Raw genomic sequence first — 19,665 nt, forward strand, 5'->3', positions numbered from 1 at the left:
GAGGCCCGGCTCAGGCGAGTACGGACCCGCGTCAGGGAACGCCGAAGGTCCAGCCCTCCGTTCGTGCCAGATGGGGCGTCAGACCCGTCGGGGCCCAAAGTTCAGGCTGTGACGCGGCGACGCGAAGCCAGGCGGCGGAGAGGATCGCGTCGGTGGCGTGGTCGTCATAACGGGGAAGCGTGGCGTGCGGCCTGGAACCGAACGCGGCGAGCATCACGTCGAGAGTTTGGGCGTCACGGATCTTGGAAATGCCCTTGCGCATGCCGGCGAGGCGGGCGGGGAGGGAGGTGTAGATTTCGACGAGGAGCGGGCCGCTACTGGGCGTGGGCACGAACGGCCATAGACCGAGCTTGCCGCGCAGACGGTGGAGCACGCGCATGCCCGTCAGGCTCGATTTGCCGACCTGGCTCGCCCCGACGAGGTTGAAGCAACTGTAAGGCGAAAGCCGCATCGCTTCCTGGCCATGCTCGCAGACCCGAAAGCGCCCGCGGCCCGGCGGAAACAGGTCGCCGCAATCGCCCCGCTGGCGGAAATGGCGGCGCGCGTGCGGATGCCCGACGAAGCTGGTCGCAGCGAGATGGGGATCGCCGACGCTCAGATCGTCGACCAGCTTCCAGAGCGCAGGCCCGTCCGGCGGCGACATATCCCAGGCGGGGAAATAGGCGCCCTCGTCCTGGAACGGGAAAGCGGGGGAGAGATCTAGGCCGATCAGTGCGCGGGTGCCGGCGGCGGCGAGCTGCTCGAGCCATTCGAGGATGTCCTGCCGCGACCAACGCCGGTCGACCAGCTCGGGCGCCGAGGTGCCCGCACGGGCATGCGCGACGGCAAGCCCCTTGGGGCGCTCGACCGCTTGCCCTGACCAGTCGATCGCGATGAAATCGGTGAAGTTCAGGGCCGCTCCGCCATCCCCGCGGCGATCCGCTGCGGCTTCTTCGCGCGGTCCCACCAGGCGCGCTGGATGTAGAGCTCGACGCGTTTGCGGCTATCCGTGCCGTAGCGGACGAGCAGCATCGGGTAATTGGCATAATGATCGGTCTGCCAGAAGGTGTCCGGATCGGTTTCGAACAGGATATCCTTCTCCGGCGTCGTGACCATCAGCGCGAAGCTGCCTTTCTCGCGGCCGGGCGACAGGAAGCCCTTGCCGTTGACCTTGGGGCAAAGCGTGCCCCACCACGACGCCATCTCGACATCGGGCAAGGTGCGGGCGAAGGCGCAGGCATCTTCCCAATCATTCATCGCGGCGCTTCTCGCGCATCTCGTTCCACCACGCCATGCGCTCGGCAATGCGCTTTTCCATGCCGCGGTCGGTGGGGGCGTAGAAGGTCTGGGGCGCCATTTCCTCGGGCCAGTAATTGTCGCCCGAAAAGCCGCCCTCGGCATCGTGATCATAGGTATAGCCCTTGCCGTAGCCGATCTGCTTCATCAGCTTGGTGGGCGCGTTGAGGATGTTCTGCGGCGGCATCAGCGAACCGGTCTCCTTCGCCGAGCGCCACGCCGCCTTCTGCGCCGCATAGGCCGCATTCGATTTGGGCGCGGTGGCGAGATAGAGGCACGCCTGCGCGATCGCCAGTTCGCCTTCCGGCGAGCCGAGAAAGTCGTAGGTGTCCTTGGCGGCGATGCACTGGACCAGCGCATTGGGATCGGCGAGGCCGATATCCTCGACCGCGGCGCGGGTGAGGCGGCGCAGCACGTAGAGCGGTTCCTCACCGGCGGTGAGCATCCGCGCGAGATAATAAAGCGCGGCCTGCGGATCGCTGCCGCGGATCGATTTGTGGAGCGCCGAGATGAGGTTGTAATGCCCCTCGCGGTCCTTGTCGTAGACCGCGACGCGGCGCTGGAGGAAATCGCCCAAAGCCGCGGGATCGAGCGGCGCCTCGAAGCTTACCGAGAACAAGGTTTCGGCCTGATTGAGCAGGAAGCGCCCGTCGCCGTCGGCGCTGGCGACCAGCGCGTCGCGGGCCTCGGGCGTGAGGGGGAGGGGGCGTTCCTCGAGCTCCTCGGCCCGATCGAGCAGCTTGCACAGCGCCTTGTGATCGAGCCGGTGGAGGATCAGGACCTGCGCGCGGCTGAGCAACGCGGCGTTGAGCTCGAAGGACGGGTTCTCGGTGGTGGCTCCGACGAGCGTGACGGTGCCGTCCTCGACATAAGGCAGGAAGCCGTCCTGCTGGGCGCGGTTGAAGCGGTGGATCTCGTCTACGAAGAGCAGGGTCTTGCGGCCCATCCGGGCATATTCGCGGGCCTCGGCGAAGACCTTCTTCAGATCGGCTACCCCTGAGAACACTGCCGAGATCGCGACGAAGCGCAGGCCCACCGCATCGGCGAGGAGGCGGGCGATCGTGGTCTTGCCGGTGCCGGGCGGGCCCCAGAGGATGATCGAGCTGAGCTTGCCCGCGGCGACCATGCGGCCGATCGCGCCTTCGGGGCCGGTGAGATGTTCCTGGCCGACGACCTGATCGAGCGCCCGCGGGCGCAGGCGATCGGCGAGCGGGCCCGTGGTGGGGGCTTCGGCGGGAGCGGTTTGTTCGTCGGTGGCGAAGAGATCGGGCATCGCCGCCAAGATAGGCGCGCGGGGCGCCGGATACAAAAGTGACGAACACTGCCCGTAAGAGGCTTGCGTAAATGTATTCAAGATATATCTTAGACGCATCAAGACTCGCTAATGAAGGATTTGAGATGCGATTTGGATTTCACCACGGCCGCCATGAGCGCGGCCAGGATTGCGGCGGCCGGCATGGCGGGCCACGCGGCGGCGGCTGGGGACGCGGCGGCCCCTGGGCGTTCGGCGTCTGGGGCATGCACCCGGGCCGCGAAGGCGGACGCGGGCGGCGGATGTTCGACGGGAGCGAGCTGCGGCTGATCCTGCTCAAGCTGATCGAGGAGCAGCCGCGCCACGGCTACGACTTGATCCGCGAGATCGAGGAGCGTTCGGGCGGCGCCTATGCCCCGAGCCCGGGCGTGATCTACCCGACGCTGACCTTGCTCGACGACATGGGCCAGGTCGAGGCCAAGGCCGAGGGCACGCGCAAGGCGTTCGCGATCACCGAGGCTGGCAGCGCCGAGCTCGCGGAGAAGGCGGCCGAGGTCGAGGCGCTGTTCCAGCGGCTCGCCGAGCTCGGCGAACACCAGGCCCGCACCAGCGGCGGCCCGATTCGCCGTGCGATGGGCAATTTGCGCGCCGTGTTGCAGGAGCGACTTGGCGGTTCGGAAGTTGATCCCGAGACCTTGCACCAGGTCGCCGACATCCTCGACGAGGCGGCGCGGAAGATCGAGCGGCTCTGAAAATGCCGCGACTGGAGATGCTGCGGCGCCGGCTGGGGCTGGCGCCGCAAGGGAAGGAACGGGATATGACGATCACGACCGCGAGCGCAACGGCACTGGTGCCGACCGGGAGCCCGAGCAAATATCTCCAGCAATTGTGCAAGCATTGGGCGCACAACCTGCAGGTGGAGTTCACCCCCGAGAACGGCACGGTGATCTTCCCCAGGGACGCGCGCGGGGCAAGCCACCCGGGTGACGCCGTCGCGACGTTCAACGTCGCCGAGACGGGGCTGGAGGTGCGCATCGATGCGTCGTCCGAGGAGCAGCTCGAAGGGCTGAAGGGCGCAGTGGCCCGACATCTCGACCGCTTCGCGTTCCGCGAAGCGCCGCTGGCATTCGACTGGCAATAGACGCTTCCCGCTCGTCCTTTTCGTCATCCCCGCGCAGGCGGGGATCCAGGGTTTCTTTGCTGTATCGCTTGTGACTCTGGATCCCCGCTTGCGCGGGGATGACGGAATTGGGAGCGAGGAACCACAGAATTGAGGGCGGGGAGGGTGACCGCATCCCTGTTCACGCTCGCCACCCGCTGCTAGCAAGCGAGCATGCCGGATAAGCGGGGAATCATCGTTGTCGGGGGAGGCACGGCGGGGTGGCTGACCGCGGCCTATCTCGCGCGTTTTTTCGAGGGGCGGATCGCGATCACATTGCTCGAATCGCCCGAGATCGGCATCATCGGGGTGGGCGAAGGCGCGTTTCCGACGATCCGGTCGACGCTCCAGTTTCTCGGCATCGACGAGACGCATTTCATCCGCGCGGCATCGGCGACGTTCAAGCAGGGCATCCGCTTCGACGACTGGCTGCATGCGCCCGGGCCGGATGGCGCGCGGCACCATTATCTCCATCCGTTCGAGGCGCCCTTCTATACCGAGGGCGGGAGCCTGGTGCCCTATTGGCTGCTCCAGGGCGAAGCGACGCGGCCGCCCTTTGCCGAGGCGGTGACGATCCAGAACCGGGTCGCCGAAGCGCGCCGCGCGCCCAAGAAAGCGGGCGAGGGCGATTATGCCGGGCCGCTGAACTATGCCTATCATTTCGACGCGCGGCGGCTCGCCGAAGTGCTGGAAGCGCGCGCGGCCGAACTGGGTGTGCGCCATCTCCGCGGGCTGCTGACCGGCGTCGAGCTGGCGGAGGATGGCAGCATCGCCTGCGTCCGCACCGACGCGCACGGGGCGCTGGAGGCGGACCTCTATGTGGATTGCTCGGGTTTCCGCGCCGAATTGATCGGCAAGGCGCTGGGCTCGCCCTTCAAATCGGTGAAGCACCAGTTGTTCACCGATCGTGCGCTGGCCTGCAAGATCCCGTACGACCGGCCCGACGCGCCGCTGGAGAGCTTCACCGTCGCCACCGCGCACGCGGCGGGCTGGACATGGGACATCGGGCTCGAAGGCGCGCGGGGCATCGGCTGCGTCTATTCGTCGGCGCATATGTCGGACGAGGAGGCGGCCGAGGTGCTGCGCGGCTATATCGGCCATGATGATTACAAGGCGCGGATCATTCCGTTCGAGCCCGGCTATCGCGAGGCGCAATGGGTGAAGAACTGCGTCGCGGTCGGCCTGTCTGGCGGGTTCCTCGAGCCGCTGGAATCGACCGGGGTGGTGCTGATCGAGGCGGCGGTGGCGATGATTGCCGAGCTCTATCCGCATAACGGCCCCGCCGACGCCCCCGCCGCGCGCTTCAACCGGCTGATCGCCGGGCGCTATGCGAACATCGTCAACTTCTTGAAGCTCCATTATTGCCTGAGCCGGCGTCAGGAGCCGTTCTGGCGCGACAATGCCGATCCGGCATCGATCCCCGAGGCGCTGCGGGAACTGCTCGATCAGTGGCGCTGGCGCCCGCCGAGCCGCTTCGACTTCCTCCTCGATCTCGAGAGCTTCGCCTTCTTCAACTACCAGTACGTCCTCTACGGGATGGAATTCCGGACGGACCTGGCGTCGGGGCGGGGGGATTTTCCCAATGTCGCGGCGGCGGAGAAGCTGTTCGCGCGGATCCGGGCGTTCAGCGAACAGGCGACCAAGGACTTGCCGGGCCATCGCGCGCTGATCCGGGAGATCAATGCGGGGGCGTCGCTGGGGGCTTAGGGAAAAATACCCGCCCCGCGATGCGCACGGGGCGGGCACAGGGGGAACCTCAGGCGGTGGCCAGGCGGCCGTCGATCGCGTCGAGCTCGCCGGTCTGGCGGGCCTTCCTGCCGTAGACGATCTCGAAAACCGGGGTGGCCATCACGGTGGTGACGATCGCCATCAGCACCAGCATCGAGAACAAGGTCGGGCCGATGATGCCCTTTTGCAGGCCGATATTGATGATGATCAGCTCCATCAGCCCGCGCGAATTCATCAGCGCGCCGATGCCGAGCGCGGTGCGGTTGTCCTCGCCCGAGAGGCGCGCCGCGGCATAGCAGGCGCCGAACTTGGCGAGCACCGACACGGCGAGGATGCCGAGGGCGATCAGCAGCAGCGACATGGAATTGACCATGTCCATCCGGGTGTTGAGCCCCGAATACGTGAAGAACATCGGTAGCAGCAGGACGACCGCGAGCGGCTCGACCTTGCGCTTGAGTTCCTCGACGAACAGGCCGCGCGGCATGCAGGCGCCGATCAGGAAGCCGCCGAAGATCGCGTGGATGCCGATCGCGTCCATCAGGAAGGCCGAGAGGCAGAAGAGCAGCATGGTGATCGCGAGGACCTGGCTGCTCATCTCGCCGCGCTTCTCGACTGCGCGGCCGAGCGGCGCGAGCAGTTTCCGCCCGTAGAGGATCATGAAGCCGGCGTAGAGCACGGCGCCGCCGATCGCGATCACTGCGACGCCTGGCCCGGCGCCGAAGGTGGCGAGAACCACCGCGAGCACGCACCACGATGCCGCATCGTCGAACGCGCCGGCGGTGAGCGAGAGCGTGCCGAGCGACGAATTGGCGAGGCCGCGCTCGTTGATGATCCGCGCGAGCATCGGGAAGGCGGTCAGCGCGATGCAGGCGCCCATGAACAGGGTGGCGTTGAACTGGCTGATCCCCGGGGTGAACAGCCCCGGCACGGTGAGCAGGAACGGCGTGATCAGCCCGGCGAGCAGGAACGGCGCGGCGATGCCGGCAGCCGAGACGCTCGCGGCGCTCTTCGCCTTGGACTGGAAATGGTCGAGGCGCAGCGTGAGGCCGACCATGAACATGTAGAGGCCGACGCCGAGCTGTGCGCCGACATAGAGGACGTTGCGCGTTTCCTTGGGGAAGATCGCGAGCTGGAGATCGGGGAGGAACAGCCCGAGCAGCGACGGCCCGAGGATCACGCCCGCGATCATCTCGCCGACGACCTGGGGCTGGTGCAGGAATTTCTGGCCCAGCCAGCCGACCACGCGGCAGGCGAGGATGATCACTGCGAGCTGGAGGAAGAAATGGACGCTGAAGTCTGCCGGCGAATAGCTCTTCGCGGCGTTGACCGCCGGGCCGTGCGGACTGAGCACGTCGGTCAGCGTGAACCAGGCATTGTGCAGGATATCGAGCATGTAACCTCCCCTCGGACGGCAGCTTGTGTGCCTGTCGCGTCGCCCCAAGGAGCGCGGCGTGGGAGACCCGCGCAACTGCAATCCATGCGGGGCCGTGCATTTTTTCGGCCGGGCGGATGTTTCTGTTGCGCGTCGTGCACACAGTAGTAACGTACCTACATGACAACGTGGACAATATAGGTACGTAGCTACGTCATGAAGGTGCTCAGCAGCCGCGAATTCAACCAGGATGTGAGCGCCGCGAAGCGACTCGCGCGGCTCGAGCCGGTGTTCGTCACCGATCGCGGACGACCGACGCATGTGCTGATGAGCATCCAGACCTTCAGGCAGATGAGCGGCCAGCGCGAGAGCATCGTCGACCTGCTCGCGATGCCCGGCGCGGACGATGCCGCGCTCGGTCCCGCCGAGCGCTGGTAATGTACCTGCTCGATACCGGAATCGTCTTCGAACTGCGCAACGCCCGGGCGGGGCAGGCCGAGGCGGGGCTCGCCACCTGGGCCGCCGGCGTGGCGCGCGAGCGGCTGTTCCTCTCGGCGATCAGCCTGGTCGAGCTCGAGGCGGCGGTGGCGCGGACCGCGCGGAGCGACAAGGCCGGAGCCGCCGCCCTGCGCGGCTGGATCGACAATCAGGTGCTGCCGGCGTTCGAAGGGCATATCCTGCCGCTCGACACCGCAGTGGCGCGTCGCCGCGGCCAAATTCCGCTCGCCGATACGCGCGATGCGTTGTTCGCCGCTACTGCGCTGGAGCACGGGCTGACCCTGGTCACGCGTAATGCCGCGGCGTTCAGGGGCGCGCGGCTCAAGCTCTTCGATCCCACAGGCTATCAGCCCGATAGCGTCGATGAGGACGGCGACTGGCGGGCGGCGGCGCGCAACGGGCCGCTCTGGCTACGTAGCCTATTTGTCCGAGGATAATCGCAGTTTTTTAACCTGTGGTGCGTAGCCCTTGACCGGCAGAGGTGGGCAACATGTTCCAGGCGGTCGTCGAATTGATACCCGGAGCCGAGGGCGGTTCCCTTCCGTCGTGGGGCGAGCGCCGCGCGAACGATCGCACCTTGGCCGATATCCAGGCGAGCGTGCGTGCACGAGGGAGCAAGCTCCGGGTCCGCGCCGAAGTCGTCGACATCTCCACCGACGGATGCCGGATCAAGGCCACCGATTATTCCACGGGCGACGATGTGCTCATCGCGCTGGCGCATCTCGCGCCGATCGCGGGGCGAGTCTGCTGGGTGCGCGACGGCGCGGCGGGCGTGAAGTTCGGGACGCGGCTCCACCCCTCGGTCGTGAGCCATCTCGCCACGCTCTGAGGCTCAGCCCTTCGCGCGGCGGTCCATCACTTCGAGATAGGTGTCGATCACCTTCTGGTTGATCGCATCCCATTGATAGGTCTGCGCTTTCGTGTGACCGGCGGACCCCTGTGCCTTGTGGAGCGCGGGATCGGCGACGAGGCGGGCGATCGCGTCGGCATAGGCATCGCAATCGCGCGGCGGGACGAGATAGCCGTCGACTCCGTCGTCGATCAGATCGACCGCGCCGGTCGCACGCGCGGCGACGACGGGGACGCCGCAGGCCATTGCTTCCAGCGTGACGTTGCCGAAGGTCTCTGTGACCGAAGGATTGAACAGGACGTCCATCGAGGCGACGGCGCGGCCGAGATCGTCGCCGCGCTGGAAGCCGGCGAACGCCGCTTCGGGGACGCGTTCGGCGAACCAGTCGCGCGCGGGGCCGTCGCCGATGACGAGGACGCGGTGGGGCACGTCGCGCTCGCGCAGGACGCGGCAGACGTCGGCGAAGATATCGAGACCCTTCTCCAGCACCAGCCGGCCGAGAAAGCCGATCGCGAACTCGTCATCGCCGACGCCGAGGCCGCGGCGCCATTCCATGTCGCGGCGCGTGGGCGTGAAGCGGGCGTGATCGACGCCGCGCGACCATATGCGGACCGGCGTGGTGACGCCCCAGGAGCGGATCAGCTCGGCCATGGATTCGCCCGGCGTCACGACCTGATCGACGCGATTGTAGAAGCGGGTCAGCCCCTTGATCATCAACGGGGCAAGGAAGCCGATGCCGTAATAGGCCGGATAGGTCTCGAAGCGGGTATGGAGCGAGGCGACGGTGGCGATGCCGCGGTCGCGCGCCCAGCTCACCGCGCGATGGCCGAGGATCTCGGGCGCCGAGACATGGACGAGGTTGGGCTTGAAGGCGGCGAGGTCCTCGCGCGTCGTACGCGGCAGATGCCAGGCGAACTTGTATTCGGCGCGGCCGCCCGGGACGGGAAGCGCGGGAACGCTCACCAGATCGCCCGTTGGGGGGAATGCCGGGGTGTCCGTGGTCGGCGAATAGACCCGCAGCGTCACGCCCTGGCGCAGCAGATAATCGGCGAGTTTGTTGAGCGCCTGGTTCGCACCGTCGCGGACGTAATTGTAATTGCCGCTGAACAGGGCGACGCGGAGGTCGGACGCTTGCATCGCGCGGGCGATAGCGGGGGCAGGGGTGAGGGGCAAGTTTGGCTCGCTCCGGGCGGATTCCTCACTGGCCGGACTCAAGGTTTGGGGCCCCATACTCAAACGCGTCATCCCCGCGAAAGCGGGGACCCATCTCCCGCAATATCCACCAGCGCGCCGGTGCATTTTGCCGCTCGGTCAGGAGATGGGTCCCCGCTTTCGCGGGGATGACGAAGAGAGGGGCCGGCTTGTTAGCCACAGCTTGGGGCGGGCCGGCAACCTGCCCGCCGATCCGCGGCGCCAAGCAAGTCCATCGTCCAGCGAAATGCAGTTGTTCCCTTCCTGTTCCTGCGCTAGCGTGGCGGCATGGCGAAGCCGAAGAAGCGATATGTGTGCCAGGCCTGCGGGTCGGTATCCTCGCAATGGGCGGGGCAATGCGCCGATTGCGGCGACTGGAACACGCTGGTGGAGGATGCCGGCGGCGTCGTCACGCCGTTCCAGGCGAAGCACAATCTCCAGTCGGGCGGGCGGGCGATCCAGCTCGTCGGGCTCGATACCGACATTGCGCTGCCCGAGCGGACGGGGACCGGCATTGCCGAGCTCGATCGCGCGCTGGGCGGTGGCTTCGTCGAGGGGAGCGCGACGCTGATCGGCGGCGATCCGGGGATCGGCAAATCGACCCTGCTGCTCCAGGCGGCGGCCAAGATCGCCAGCCGCGGGCTGAGTGTCGCTTATGTCTCGGGCGAGGAAGCGGCGGACCAGGTGCGGCTGCGCGCGCGGCGGCTGGGGCTGGGCAATGCGCCGGTGCAGCTCGCCGCGGCGACATCGGTGCGCGATATCCTGACCACTTTGGGGCAGGGCCCGGCACCGGCTTTGGTGGTGATCGATTCGATCCAGACGATGCACTCAGACCTGATCGAAGGCGCGCCGGGGACGGTGAGCCAAGTGCGGGCGAGTGCGGGCGAGCTGATCCGCTTCGCCAAGGAGCGCGGGACGGCTTTGGTGCTGGTCGGCCACGTCACCAAGGACGGCAGCATCGCGGGCCCGCGCGTGCTCGAGCACATGGTCGATACCGTGCTCGCCTTCGAGGGCGAGCGCAGCCACCAATATCGCATCCTGCGCGCGGTAAAGAACCGCTTCGGCGGCACGGACGAGATCGGCGTGTTCGCGATGCGGAGCGAAGGGCTGGCCGAGGTCGGCAATCCCTCGTCATTGTTCCTGACGCACCGCGACGAGAGCGTGACGGGAACGATCGTCTTCCCCGCGCTGGAGGGCACGCGGCCGGTGCTGGTCGAGGTGCAGGCGCTGACCGTGCGACTGGCGAGCGGCGCCACGCCGCGGCGCGCGGTGGTCGGCTGGGACAGCGGCCGGCTGGCGATGATCCTCGCGGTGCTCGAGGCGCGCTGCGGGCTGAGCTTCTCGTCGTGCGAGGTCTATCTCAACATTTCGGGCGGCTATCGGGTGCAGGATCCCGCGGCGGACCTCGCGGTGGCGGCGGCCCTGGTGTCGGCGCTGGCCGAGCGGCCGGTGCCGGCCGACGCGATCGCGTTCGGCGAAGTCGCGCTATCGGGCGAAGTGCGGCCGGTGGCGCACGGTGCACTCCGCTGTCGCGAGGCGGCCAAGCTCGGCTTCGGCCGCGCGATGGCCCCGGCGGCGCAGGCCGATACCGGCGGGCTGGAAATGGCGGGATTCAAGTCGCTGGGCGCGTTCGTGGATCATTTGCTGGGGCGGTGAGGAACTTGATCCTCCCCGGTACGGGGAGGGTCAGAAGACCCTCAGCGCGGCAGCGTGATCGGCGGCGAATAGTCGGCCATCGTCATGAACACGCTGTCGACCTTCGTCACCAGCTTGCCGGCCGCCTCGGATTGGGCGACCACGGCGCGCCATTCGGGATCCGCGCCGAACGCCTTCCAGTCCGCCTCGCGTGCCTCGCGGCTGGGATAAGCGAGCACATAGATCACGCGCCCCTCGGGGGCGTCCTTGGTCGGCTGCTCGTTCCAATAAGCGACGTTGCGCATGCCGTGCTTCTCGAAAAGCTTGAGCGTATGCTCGCGGAATCGCGCATTGAGCGCGGCGAGCTTGCCGGGCGCGGGATAATAGATGCGCAATTCATAGACGGCGGTCTGCGGATCGAGCGCCGCATGCTGGGCGAACGCCGGGGCCGCGATCGTGGCCAAAGCGAGGCAGGCGAGGGCAAGACGCATATGCGAACTCCGGAGCGGTGAAGGCGAACGATCGCACGCAACGCGCCCTCTCCGCTACCACTTAAAGCCGCCTCAGAACCGGAACGTCAGCGCCGCGCTCGCTGAATGGTCGAGGTTTCGGCGCGAGACGGCGGCGCGATAATCGAGATTCACTTCCAGTCGCTCGCCGATAGCCGCTGCGATGCCGAGCCCGCCGACGAAGCCGTCCTCCGCGATCGGCAGGCCGATGCTCTCGAAGCGGGCGCCGTCGAGCAGCATCGTGACGCCCGGCACCCTGTCCCCGAACACATGCTGCCATCCCGCGGTGCCGTGCAGCGAGAGCTTGCCGCCGCCGATCGGCAGCGCCGTCTCGCCCCGCAGGCCCAGCGTGGCGTAATTGGTGGCCATGGTACCGTGGGCGAGCGCGAGCGCCGCGGTGCCGCCGCGTTCCTGTCCCTGTTCGACATCGAGCGCGACGTGCGCGATGTTCGCGAAGGGCTCGAGCGCGGCGCCGCCCAGTTCGAGGCGCCAGGCGAGCTCGGCAAAGGCCTGGGCGGTAGTGGCGCCGTAATCGGCGCGGACCTGTCCCGCGAGCCCACCGCCGCTGATCGCGCGCCGGGTCGCGACGTCCTGCCAGCTGAACGCCACGCCGGTGCGCGCGGCGAAGGCGCCGAATCGCGCTCCGGCATAGAGGCCGGTATGATAGCTATCGACATCGGCGTCGCCGCTCCCGCGCAGATCGGCGTGGTGATAGCCGCCGAACACGCCCAGCCGAACGTCGCCGTCGGGCGTTTGCGCCTCGATCCCGGCGAGCCCGCCCGCCGTCGAGCGCTCGAGCCGCGCGGCATTGCCGTCGCTGCCATAATGACCCCAGCCGCCGATCGCCTGACCCCAGGCCGATATTCCGGGTTGCCCGAGCGGCGCGCGCATCCGGGCGAGCGCGGTATCGCGGGTCAGGCGGCTGTCCTCGACCAGGGCGGTGCGCAGCGAGGCGTGGAAATCGCCCGATACGCTGTCGAAGGCGAGCCGGGCGCCGGCGGCGTCGGCGTCGATCACCGCGTCGTAGAGCGGGCCAGCCACCATCGACTGGAGCGCGGTGCCCACTGCGCGCTGGTTCTCGCTCAGCGCCACGTCCTGGAACTGGACGTCGTTGCGGTCGAGGGTGAGGCGCACCACCGTCGGCATATAGTCGAGCCGCGGGGTGAGGAAGGCGAAGCTGGATGAGACGCCGTCGAACTTTCCTTCGATGCCGCCTCCCGCGATCAGGATCGTATAGGTCGAGGACGGACGATAGGCGCCGCCGGCGCCGATGTGGAATACCGAGCCGGCGAGATGCGCGACACCCTCGACATAGACCATGTCGCTGAGCACGCCCTGGGGATCGACGTCGACTGCGAAGCGGCTGCCGGGCTCGAAGACGAGATCGCCGAGGATCCGCATCGACGCGACGGGGCCCGAATCCGGCAGTGCGGGGCTGGGGCTCGGAGAAAGCGTACCGCCCCGCGCGACGAAGACCGAGCCGACCCAGCCGTCGCCCGACAGCATCGCGTTGTTCTCGACGATGACATGGCCCGCCAGCGTCCCGTCGACCAGCAGCTCGCCGCCGGCGATCCGCGTGGTGCCTTCGAAAGTACTCGAATGCCCGGTTAGCGCGAGCCGTCCGGCGCCGGTCTTGGTCAGGCGCCCGTCGCCGCGGAACAAGGTGGCCATCGAAACATCGGCCGGCGTATCCAGCTGGAGTTCGCCTCCGCCGAGCAAGGTGGTCACCCTGCTCTTGTAGCGATCCGCCTGCGCCACCAGGCGGCCTTCCTCGACGGTCCAGTCGAGCCGGCTCTCCTTGGCGAGCGTGAGCACGCCGCTGCCGCGCTTGATCATGTCGCCGGACTGCCCGTTCAGGCCGACGATCATGTTGCCGAAAGTGCCGTTGGCACGCTGGTCGAACACCACCGTGCCCGCGTTGAGCAGCGTGTTGCGGATCGAACCGGTGTTGCCGACCAGCGTGCCGCCTTCCACTTCTGTCGGCCCGGTATAGCTGTTGACGCCCGAGAGGATCAGCGTGCCGGCATCGTTCTTGACGAGGCGGGTGTAGCCCGAGATCGGCGCGGAGATCTCGGCGACCATCGTCGAAGCCCATTCGCTGCCGTCGCCGACGCGGAACACGGTGCGCTCGTTGCCTGCGAGGCGGAGGCCGCTGCCCGAGAGCGTATAGCCGGTGACGGCGAACTGCATCCCGCCGGTCTGGATCGCGCCTGCATTGCCGGCGTCGATCACCACTTGCCCGCCGCGCCTGTCGAACACCGAGAAGCCGGTGGCGACGCTGGTCTGGTTAGTCTTGCCGGTGCGATCGGTCCAGCCGGCGATGTCGCGGCGCCAGATGCCCGGGCCGCCATCGATCGCGCCGTTGGCGAAGCGCGTCGGATCGCTGCCATCCCAGAATTGCATCGGCATGCCGCCGACTTCGGAGATCAGGTCGACCGCCCAGGGAATCGTCGTGCTAATCGAGACAAGCGAGCGTTCCTGCCCCGTGGGCAAGGTGCCGATGGTGAGCCCGTTGTTGGTGAGGTTGCCGCCGAAGTTGATCAGTCGATAGACCCCCGCGCCGATCGGGCCGGTGCCGGCGATGTTGATCGTGCCGTCGAGCGTCAGATCGCCCTCGACATAGAACAGCTGCGGGGTGGCCAGATTGCCGAGCCGCGCGTCGATGATCGCGCCGGGATCGAGAACGAGCGAGGACATGCGGAGAAACTCGCCGGGAGTGCCGATCAGCCGCCCGCCGTCGCCGACCGCGACATCTCCGACCGTGCCGTTGCCGCCCAGCCGTCCGCCATCGCCGACATGGAGCGTGCCGCCGAGGCTGCCTTCGACGCGCAGCGCGGCGCCCTGCACTTCGCTGTGGCCGGTGAAGCTGCTCGAATCGGCGGTGAGCGCCAGCAGGCCCTTGCCGGCGACGTCGAAGCGGCCGGCACCCGACAGCGCGTAGCGATAGGTGGACGTGACTCCGGCGACATCGCCCGAGCTGAGCGTCAGCCGCGCGCTGTCGGAAATATCGATATTGCCGCCGAACCCTTCGCCCTCGGCGATCAGGCCGCCTTGCTCGACGCGCCAATCGAGCTGGCTGCCGCCGGCCAGCGTGAGCCTGCCCGCGCCGCGCTTGGTCATTAGCCCCCAGGTGCTGGCCAGGCCGCTGACGCCGCCTTGAAATGTGTCGTCGAACGCCTGGTCGAAGATCACATGGCCGCCATTGTCCAGGTTGCCGCGGATCGAGCGCGTGTCGCCGATCAGCGTGCCGCCATCGACGCGCGTGCCGCCGGTATAGCTGTTGTTTCCGGTAAGGATCAGCGTGCCGAGCGCGTTGTAGAGCAGTCCGCTGGCGCCGGTCAGCTCGCTGTCGATCCGGGTGGTCACGCCGTCGCCGGTGCGAACCGACGTGAACGGCCCGCCATCCAGCAGCAGCCGGCCGCCGGAGAGGCGATAGCCGTTCACTTCGACCAGCATCGAGCTGATCGCCGGCACGCCCGCGCTGTCGTCGATCGTCACTGTGCCTGGCGCGCCGCGGAACACTGCGAATGCGGGCACGGGATTCATCGGGCCGTTGACCGCACCGGCGGGGTCGGTCCAGTTCGGCGCGGTCGCGCTCCACGTGCCGGAGCCGCCGTCGATCACGCCGTTCTGATGCAGCACGGGATTGCCGCCGTCCCAGAAGCGAAGCGTCGGCGCCGTGACCTGAGCGGTGGCAGCGGACGGAGCCGGTTGCGGCGAAGGGGGCGTTGCCGGGGCGACCGGCGGGGGCGATGCCGCCACCTGCGCCTGCGCCGCCCCCGATGCCAATACGGTGCCCACGCCGCAAAGCAGCACCGCGCGATAGCCGCAATGGATTCTTGCCCGCCGCGCAAACGCCCCGTGTCGACCGTTTAGCCGCACAAGCGCCTCCCTGTTACGCAATACTATACCAGTATTCCCTCAGGACCGGGCGATCTTGGCAATGGTTTTGCGCCAACACGTGAAGGCGGCGCGGGGAGACGATTTCGCGGCGATCAGCCGCGCGGTGGTCTGGAAGGACTATCAATCCACAGCGCCGCATCGCACTATGGCGCCATGAAGCAATCGACTGCGATCAAGATCGCCACCGGCGTCGCCGCCGCCGCCATCGGCGGCCTCTTCCTCTATTCGCGCGCGACGCGGCCGCCGGTGATCAATCCCCAGGTGCCCGAGCCCGCAAAACCGGTCGAGCTGGCACGTTATCTCGGCAAATGGTTCGAACTCGCCCGGCACGAGAATCGCTTCCAGAAGGGGCTCGACGCAGTGACGGCCGAATATACGCTCGACGAGGACGGCCGGATCGGCATCGTCAACAGCGGCGTCCAGGGCGGGCCGCGGGGCGAGCGCAGCTATGTCGAAGGCCATGCGATCGTCGCCGACGATGCGACCAATGCCAAGCTCAAGGTCTCCTTCTTCGGGCCGCTCTACACCGGCGATTATTGGGTGCTCGATCATGGCGACGAGTATGAATGGTCGATCGTCGGCGAGCCGAGCGGGCGCTATCTCTGGCTGCTGAGCCGCGAAGCGAAACCCGCTCCCGCCGTGGCCGAGGCGTTGCTCAAGCGCGTCGAGGCGCTCGGCTATGACCGCTGGGCGCTACGGGTGACGCGGCAGGGCTGAGCGGCGGGACGTCCGCTGTCGATCCGGTTGCTGACGCAGCCGCTATTTCTTCACTCGTCACCACGGCCTTGTGCCGGGGTCCACTGTGCGGCACGCGAGCGCCTCAAGGATTTGGCTGCTTTCTTGCGGCATGGTGGACCCCGGCACAAGGTCGGGGTGACGAAGAAGTAGAGTTATCGGAACCGAATATGACGCCTATCGCCATGCCCGGCAGCCGATTATCAGGGCGGCGGGAGGGATGCGTTTCATGGCTTTGACCGGACTCGATATCGTCGTGCTGCTCGCGATCGGCGGGGCGGCGGTGCTGGGATTCCTCCGCGGGTTCGTGACCGAGGTGCTGGCGCTTGGCGCGTGGCTGGCGGTGGTGCTGGTGCTCAAGCTGTTCCACGCGCCATTCGCCGAATTGATGTCGGGTGCGGTGGGAACCGCGCAGGGCGGGGCAGTGCTCGCCTTCGCGATCCTCGCGGGCGTGACCTATCTGGGCGGGCGGCTGATCGCCAACACGATCGGCTCGCGGATGCGCCAGAGCATCCTCGGCCCCATCGACCGGGCGCTGGGGTTCGGCTTCGGAGCACTCAAGGGACTGGTGCTGGTGAGCATCGGCTTCCTGCTGCTCGTCCTCGTCTTCGATACCGTCGGCGGCGGACCGACGGGGCGGCCGGACTGGATCACCCATTCGACGACCTATCCCTTGCTCGACAAATCGAGCGCGACGGTGGCGGATTTCGTCGATCGGCGCCGCAAGGGCGAGCCGGTGTTCGGTGGGGACGAGGGCACGCCGGCGGGGAATTCCGCGAAGTAACACAATCCTCCCTCGCTTCGCGAGGTAGGATTTTTATTGAGGGGGTCGCATCCTCGGCGTGTGTCCCTTAAGTCGGGGGCGGAATGAACGCGCCCCTCTACAACACGCAGATCCTTCGGCTCGCCGCCGAGATTCCCTTTCACGAGCGGCTGGCGGACCCCGCCGGCAGCGTCGAGAAGCGCTCGCCGGTGTGCGGGAGCCGAGTGACCGTCGACGTGGATCTCGACGCCGAGGGGCGGGTCGGCGCAGTGGGGATGCTGGTGCGGGCTTGTGCGCTGGGGCAGGCATCCGCGGCGTTGATGGGCGCGCATGTCGTCGGACGGACGCCTGGGGAGATCGCCGCGGCGCGCGACGAACTGGCCGCGTGGCTGGCGGGCGAGCGGAGCGATCCCCCGGCCTGGCCCGGGCTCGACATCCTCGCGCCGGCGATCGCGCATCGCGGACGCCACGCCTCGATCCGGCTGGCGTTCGAGGCGGCGGCCGAGGCTGCGCTGCAGGCGCACGGCTGATGGAGGATCATTCCGGCCTTTCGCTGCTGCACGACGGCGTGCCGCTGCTCGGCTTCGCACTCGTCTTCGTCCTGATCTTCCGCCGGCTCGGGCTGGGCGCGACCCTGGGCTTCCTCGTCGCCGGCGCGGTGGTCGGGCCGCAAATGCTGGGGCTGGTGGGCGACGCCGAGAGCAAATTGGGCATCGCCGAGCTGGGCATCGCATTGCTGCTGTTCCTCGTCGGGCTCGAGCTGAGCCCGTCGCGGCTATGGCGGATGCGGCGCGACATCTTCGGGCTCGGCCTGATGCAGGTGACCCTGTGCGGACTCGCGGTGGCCGGGATCGTCTGGCTCGCCGCCGAATCGACCCTGGCCGCGGCGTTGGCATTGGGCCTGCCGCTCGCGCTCTCCTCGACCGCGCAGGTGTTGCCGCTGCTGCAATCGGCGGGCCGGCTGCGGACGCCGTTGGGCGAGCGCGCCTTTGCGATCCTTTTGTTCCAGGACCTGTCGATCGTGCCGCTGATCACGATCGTCGCCGCGATGTCGCGCAATCCCGCGGACTTGCACGGCCCCCCCGGCTGGCTGCTCGGGATCTATACCGTGATCGCCATCGTGGGACTGGTCCTCGCCGGGCGCTATGTGCTGCGCCCGGCCTTCCGGCTGATCGGCAATCTCGGCGAGCGCGAGATGTTCGTGTTCGCGGGGCTGTTCACCGTGATCGCGAGCGCGGCGATCATGGAGATGCTGGGGCTTTCGGCGGCGCTGGGGGCGTTCATCGCCGGCGTGATGCTGGCGGATTCGCCGTACCGCCACGAGCTGGAGGCCGATGTCGAGCCGTTCCGTGCGATCCTGCTCGGCCTGTTCTTCCTCGCCGTGGGGATGACGCTCAACTTGCATGCGATCGCCGATCGGCCGCTGTTCGTCGCGGGCATGGCGCTGGCGCTGATCGCGACCAAGGCGGTGCTGATCATGGGGCTGGGCCTGCTGTTCGGGATGAAGCGACGGCCGGCTTTCGCGCTGGGCATATTGCTGAGCCAGGGCGGCGAGTTCGGATTCGTGCTGTTCGCGCAGGCCCAGTCGGCGATGCTGATCACCGGCGAGGCGGCGAGCATCTTCGGGGCGATCGTGACGCTGTCGATGGCGACGACGCCGTTCCTGATGATGGCGACCAGGAAGCTGCGTACCGAGCCCGAGCGGAACGCCGACGGCATGGAGACGCCGCAACACGAAGGCTCGAACGCCGTGGTGGTGGGCTATGGCCGCTTCGGTCAGACGGTTGCGCAGATGCTGATCGGGCAGGGCATACCGGTGACGATCGTCGATACCGATGTCGAGATGATCGAAACCGCGGGGACCTTCGGGATGAAGGTCTATTATGGCGATGGCACGCGGACCGACATTCTCCGACAGGCGGGCGCTGCCGATGCCGAGTTGCTGCTGTTCTGCCAGGACGGCGACGGGCTCGATACCGAAGCGCTGGAGGGGATCCACCATGCCTTCCCCAAGGCGACGATCTTCGTGCGCGCTTATGATCGGCGATCGGTCATGAAGATGAAGGGCGCGCCGATCGCGGGCGCGGTGCGCGAGATGCTGGAGAGCGCGATCGTGATGGCGCGGCGCGCGATGGACGCAGTGGGCGTCGACGCCGCCGAGATCGAAAAGACCGAGGCCGAATATCGCCGCCGGGATTACGAGCGGCTGAAGCTGCAGCGCGAGACCGGCGACATCTATGCCGCGCGCGATTCGATGTTCAGCCAGGCCGGCCAGGCCGCGGCGGCCGAAGCGGACCTCGAGCAAAAATGAAGAACCGGCCCTTCCGCGAACGCATGGGCTTCACGCTGGAGGGCATCCGCACGGGCTGGGCACGCGAGGCGAGCTTCCGCACGCAAACCGCGCTGGTCGGCGTGGTGCTGGCGACGGCTCCGAAGTTTCTGGCGGAGATCGGATGGTGAGACTGGTGACGGTGCTCGCGGCGCTTTCGGGCGCTCTGGCGGTGGCTGCCGGGGCGTTCGGAGCGCATGGCGTGACGGGCCAGCCGGCGGAATGGCTGCGGACCGGCGGGCAATATCAGCTGATCCATGCCGTGGCGGCCCTGGTCGCAGTGCGGATGGGTGCACGCATTTCGCCCTGGCTGTTCGTCGGCGGGGCAGGGGTGTTCGCGGGTACGCTGTACCTGATGGCGCTGGGGCTGCCGCGCTGGCTGGGTGCGATCACCCCGATCGGAGGCGCGGCGCTGATCGCCGGATGGATCTGCCTGGCGGTCGGCGCGGCGCGTGCGCGGGATTGA

The 19,665-nt window shown here is 67.8% G+C and carries 20 protein-coding genes; 13 read left to right on the forward strand and 7 right to left on the reverse strand.

Annotated elements, in window-relative coordinates:
• Positions 1-31 precede the first annotated feature (31 nt).
• From ASE13_RS17590 to ASE13_RS17600, 3 genes are read right to left on the reverse strand one after another with little or no spacing between them, the layout of a single operon-like run.
• A complete protein-coding gene (locus ASE13_RS17590) occupies positions 32-946 on the reverse strand; it encodes a hypothetical protein (protein ID WP_235537038.1) in 915 nt (304 codons plus the stop codon).
• Positions 889-1,236, reverse strand: a complete 348-nt coding sequence (locus ASE13_RS17595) for a hypothetical protein (RefSeq protein ID WP_056619272.1) — start codon at positions 1,234-1,236, stop codon at positions 889-891. The genes ASE13_RS17590 and ASE13_RS17595 overlap by 58 nt, the downstream gene beginning before the upstream one ends.
• On the reverse strand, positions 1,229-2,548 hold the full coding sequence (locus ASE13_RS17600; protein WP_056620096.1) for a replication-associated recombination protein A: 1,320 nt from the start codon (positions 2,546-2,548) through the stop codon (positions 1,229-1,231). Before ASE13_RS17600 ends, ASE13_RS17595 begins: the two co-directional genes overlap by 8 nt.
• A gap of 125 nt (positions 2,549-2,673) precedes the next feature.
• Between ASE13_RS17600 and ASE13_RS17605 the strand changes: the two genes are divergently transcribed.
• The 3 genes from ASE13_RS17605 (at position 2,674) to ASE13_RS17615 (ending at position 5,393) form a co-directional block, all read left to right on the forward strand.
• A complete protein-coding gene (locus ASE13_RS17605; RefSeq protein ID WP_056619275.1) occupies positions 2,674-3,279 on the forward strand; it encodes a PadR family transcriptional regulator in 606 nt (201 codons plus the stop codon).
• Positions 3,280-3,344: 65 nt separating this feature from the next.
• Complete coding sequence (locus ASE13_RS17610; RefSeq protein WP_056620099.1) at positions 3,345-3,668, forward strand: DUF2218 domain-containing protein; 324 nt, start codon at positions 3,345-3,347, stop codon at positions 3,666-3,668.
• 192 nt (positions 3,669-3,860) lie between these two features.
• Positions 3,861-5,393 (forward strand): tryptophan halogenase family protein, encoded by a 1,533-nt coding sequence (locus tag ASE13_RS17615; protein ID WP_056619280.1) that lies wholly within the window; start codon positions 3,861-3,863, stop codon positions 5,391-5,393.
• Positions 5,394-5,442: 49 nt separating this feature from the next.
• On the opposite strand, the gene ASE13_RS17620 is transcribed toward ASE13_RS17615, so the two are convergent.
• Positions 5,443-6,807 (reverse strand): cation:proton antiporter, encoded by a 1,365-nt coding sequence (locus ASE13_RS17620; RefSeq protein WP_056619282.1) that lies wholly within the window; start codon positions 6,805-6,807, stop codon positions 5,443-5,445.
• Between the two features lie 195 nt (positions 6,808-7,002).
• Here ASE13_RS17620 and ASE13_RS17625 point away from each other — a divergent pair, with 195 nt between their 5' ends.
• From ASE13_RS17625 to ASE13_RS17635, 3 genes are read left to right on the forward strand one after another with little or no spacing between them, the layout of a single operon-like run.
• Positions 7,003-7,224, forward strand: a complete 222-nt coding sequence (locus ASE13_RS17625) for a type II toxin-antitoxin system Phd/YefM family antitoxin (RefSeq protein WP_056619285.1) — start codon at positions 7,003-7,005, stop codon at positions 7,222-7,224.
• Positions 7,224-7,721, forward strand: a complete 498-nt coding sequence (locus tag ASE13_RS17630; protein WP_056619287.1) for a PIN domain-containing protein — start codon at positions 7,224-7,226, stop codon at positions 7,719-7,721. Before ASE13_RS17625 ends, ASE13_RS17630 begins: the two co-directional genes overlap by 1 nt.
• A 53-nt stretch (positions 7,722-7,774) precedes the next feature.
• A complete protein-coding gene (locus ASE13_RS17635) occupies positions 7,775-8,113 on the forward strand; it encodes a PilZ domain-containing protein (RefSeq protein WP_156404971.1) in 339 nt (112 codons plus the stop codon).
• Positions 8,114-8,116: 3 nt separating this feature from the next.
• Here ASE13_RS17635 and ASE13_RS17640 read toward each other — a convergent pair whose 3' ends face one another.
• Positions 8,117-9,271, reverse strand: a complete 1,155-nt coding sequence (locus ASE13_RS17640; RefSeq protein ID WP_056619293.1) for a glycosyltransferase family 4 protein — start codon at positions 9,269-9,271, stop codon at positions 8,117-8,119.
• A 342-nt stretch (positions 9,272-9,613) separates the two neighbouring features.
• Between ASE13_RS17640 and radA the strand changes: the two genes are divergently transcribed.
• The gene (radA, locus tag ASE13_RS17650) at positions 9,614-10,981 is read left to right on the forward strand and encodes a DNA repair protein RadA (RefSeq protein ID WP_056619299.1); all 1,368 of its coding nucleotides are present in this window, start codon (positions 9,614-9,616) and stop codon (positions 10,979-10,981) included.
• Between the two features lie 41 nt (positions 10,982-11,022).
• Here the strand turns inward: radA and ASE13_RS17655 are convergent, their stop codons facing one another.
• Both ASE13_RS17655 and ASE13_RS17660 read right to left on the reverse strand, forming a co-directional pair.
• A complete protein-coding gene (locus ASE13_RS17655; RefSeq protein ID WP_056619302.1) occupies positions 11,023-11,451 on the reverse strand; it encodes an NIPSNAP family protein in 429 nt (142 codons plus the stop codon).
• A 72-nt stretch (positions 11,452-11,523) separates the two neighbouring features.
• Positions 11,524-15,285, reverse strand: coding sequence for an autotransporter domain-containing protein (locus ASE13_RS17660; RefSeq protein WP_056619305.1), 3,762 nt, complete (start codon positions 15,283-15,285; stop codon positions 11,524-11,526).
• A gap of 240 nt (positions 15,286-15,525) precedes the next feature.
• Between ASE13_RS17660 and ASE13_RS17665 the strand changes: the two genes are divergently transcribed.
• The 6 genes from ASE13_RS17665 (at position 15,526) to ASE13_RS17685 (ending at position 19,665) form a co-directional block, all read left to right on the forward strand.
• The gene (locus ASE13_RS17665) at positions 15,526-16,089 is read left to right on the forward strand and encodes a lipocalin family protein (protein ID WP_056619308.1); all 564 of its coding nucleotides are present in this window, start codon (positions 15,526-15,528) and stop codon (positions 16,087-16,089) included.
• A 247-nt stretch (positions 16,090-16,336) separates the two neighbouring features.
• On the forward strand, positions 16,337-16,891 hold the full coding sequence (locus ASE13_RS17670; RefSeq protein ID WP_056620100.1) for a CvpA family protein: 555 nt from the start codon (positions 16,337-16,339) through the stop codon (positions 16,889-16,891).
• Positions 16,892-16,974: 83 nt separating this feature from the next.
• Entirely contained in the window at positions 16,975-17,400 is a 426-nt protein-coding gene (locus ASE13_RS17675; protein ID WP_056619311.1) for an iron-sulfur cluster assembly scaffold protein, read from the forward strand.
• Complete coding sequence (locus ASE13_RS17680) at positions 17,400-19,181, forward strand: cation:proton antiporter (protein WP_056619313.1); 1,782 nt, start codon at positions 17,400-17,402, stop codon at positions 19,179-19,181. Before ASE13_RS17675 ends, ASE13_RS17680 begins: the two co-directional genes overlap by 1 nt.
• Positions 19,178-19,330: a hypothetical protein gene (locus tag ASE13_RS19980; protein WP_156404972.1), complete on the forward strand. Its 153-nt coding sequence runs from the start codon at positions 19,178-19,180 to the stop codon at positions 19,328-19,330. The genes ASE13_RS17680 and ASE13_RS19980 overlap by 4 nt, the downstream gene beginning before the upstream one ends.
• Positions 19,327-19,665 (forward strand): DUF423 domain-containing protein, encoded by a 339-nt coding sequence (locus ASE13_RS17685; RefSeq protein ID WP_056620104.1) that lies wholly within the window; start codon positions 19,327-19,329, stop codon positions 19,663-19,665. The genes ASE13_RS19980 and ASE13_RS17685 overlap by 4 nt, the downstream gene beginning before the upstream one ends.

It is taken from the genome of Sphingomonas sp. Root241 (genome assembly GCF_001428865.1).
Classification (GTDB): domain Bacteria; phylum Pseudomonadota; class Alphaproteobacteria; order Sphingomonadales; family Sphingomonadaceae; genus Sphingomonas.

What these genes read in the sequence shown, in the direction of transcription:
- ASE13_RS17675 (WP_056619311.1), top strand. Translation starts at nt 16,975, where the DNA reads ATGAACGCGCCCCTCTACAACACGCAGATCCTTCGGCTCGCCGCCGAG.
- ASE13_RS17665 (WP_056619308.1), top strand. Translation starts at nt 15,526, where the DNA reads ATGAAGCAATCGACTGCGATCAAGATCGCCACCGGCGTCGCCGCCGCC.
- ASE13_RS17625 (WP_056619285.1), top strand. Translation starts at nt 7,003, where the DNA reads ATGAAGGTGCTCAGCAGCCGCGAATTCAACCAGGATGTGAGCGCCGCG.
- ASE13_RS19980 (WP_156404972.1), top strand. Translation starts at nt 19,178, where the DNA reads ATGAAGAACCGGCCCTTCCGCGAACGCATGGGCTTCACGCTGGAGGGC.
- ASE13_RS17670 (WP_056620100.1), top strand. Translation starts at nt 16,337, where the DNA reads ATGGCTTTGACCGGACTCGATATCGTCGTGCTGCTCGCGATCGGCGGG.
- ASE13_RS17620 (WP_056619282.1), bottom strand. Translation starts at nt 6,807, where the DNA reads ATGCTCGATATCCTGCACAATGCCTGGTTCACGCTGACCGACGTGCTC.
- ASE13_RS17630 (WP_056619287.1), top strand. Translation starts at nt 7,224, where the DNA reads ATGTACCTGCTCGATACCGGAATCGTCTTCGAACTGCGCAACGCCCGG.
- radA (WP_056619299.1), top strand. Translation starts at nt 9,614, where the DNA reads ATGGCGAAGCCGAAGAAGCGATATGTGTGCCAGGCCTGCGGGTCGGTA.
- ASE13_RS17635 (WP_156404971.1), top strand. Translation starts at nt 7,775, where the DNA reads ATGTTCCAGGCGGTCGTCGAATTGATACCCGGAGCCGAGGGCGGTTCC.
- ASE13_RS17680 (WP_056619313.1), top strand. Translation starts at nt 17,400, where the DNA reads ATGGAGGATCATTCCGGCCTTTCGCTGCTGCACGACGGCGTGCCGCTG.
- ASE13_RS17610 (WP_056620099.1), top strand. Translation starts at nt 3,345, where the DNA reads ATGACGATCACGACCGCGAGCGCAACGGCACTGGTGCCGACCGGGAGC.
- ASE13_RS17595 (WP_056619272.1), bottom strand. Translation starts at nt 1,236, where the DNA reads ATGAATGATTGGGAAGATGCCTGCGCCTTCGCCCGCACCTTGCCCGAT.
- ASE13_RS17615 (WP_056619280.1), top strand. Translation starts at nt 3,861, where the DNA reads ATGCCGGATAAGCGGGGAATCATCGTTGTCGGGGGAGGCACGGCGGGG.
- ASE13_RS17600 (WP_056620096.1), bottom strand. Translation starts at nt 2,548, where the DNA reads ATGCCCGATCTCTTCGCCACCGACGAACAAACCGCTCCCGCCGAAGCC.
- ASE13_RS17605 (WP_056619275.1), top strand. Translation starts at nt 2,674, where the DNA reads ATGCGATTTGGATTTCACCACGGCCGCCATGAGCGCGGCCAGGATTGC.
- ASE13_RS17640 (WP_056619293.1), bottom strand. Translation starts at nt 9,271, where the DNA reads ATGCAAGCGTCCGACCTCCGCGTCGCCCTGTTCAGCGGCAATTACAAT.
- ASE13_RS17655 (WP_056619302.1), bottom strand. Translation starts at nt 11,451, where the DNA reads ATGCGTCTTGCCCTCGCCTGCCTCGCTTTGGCCACGATCGCGGCCCCG.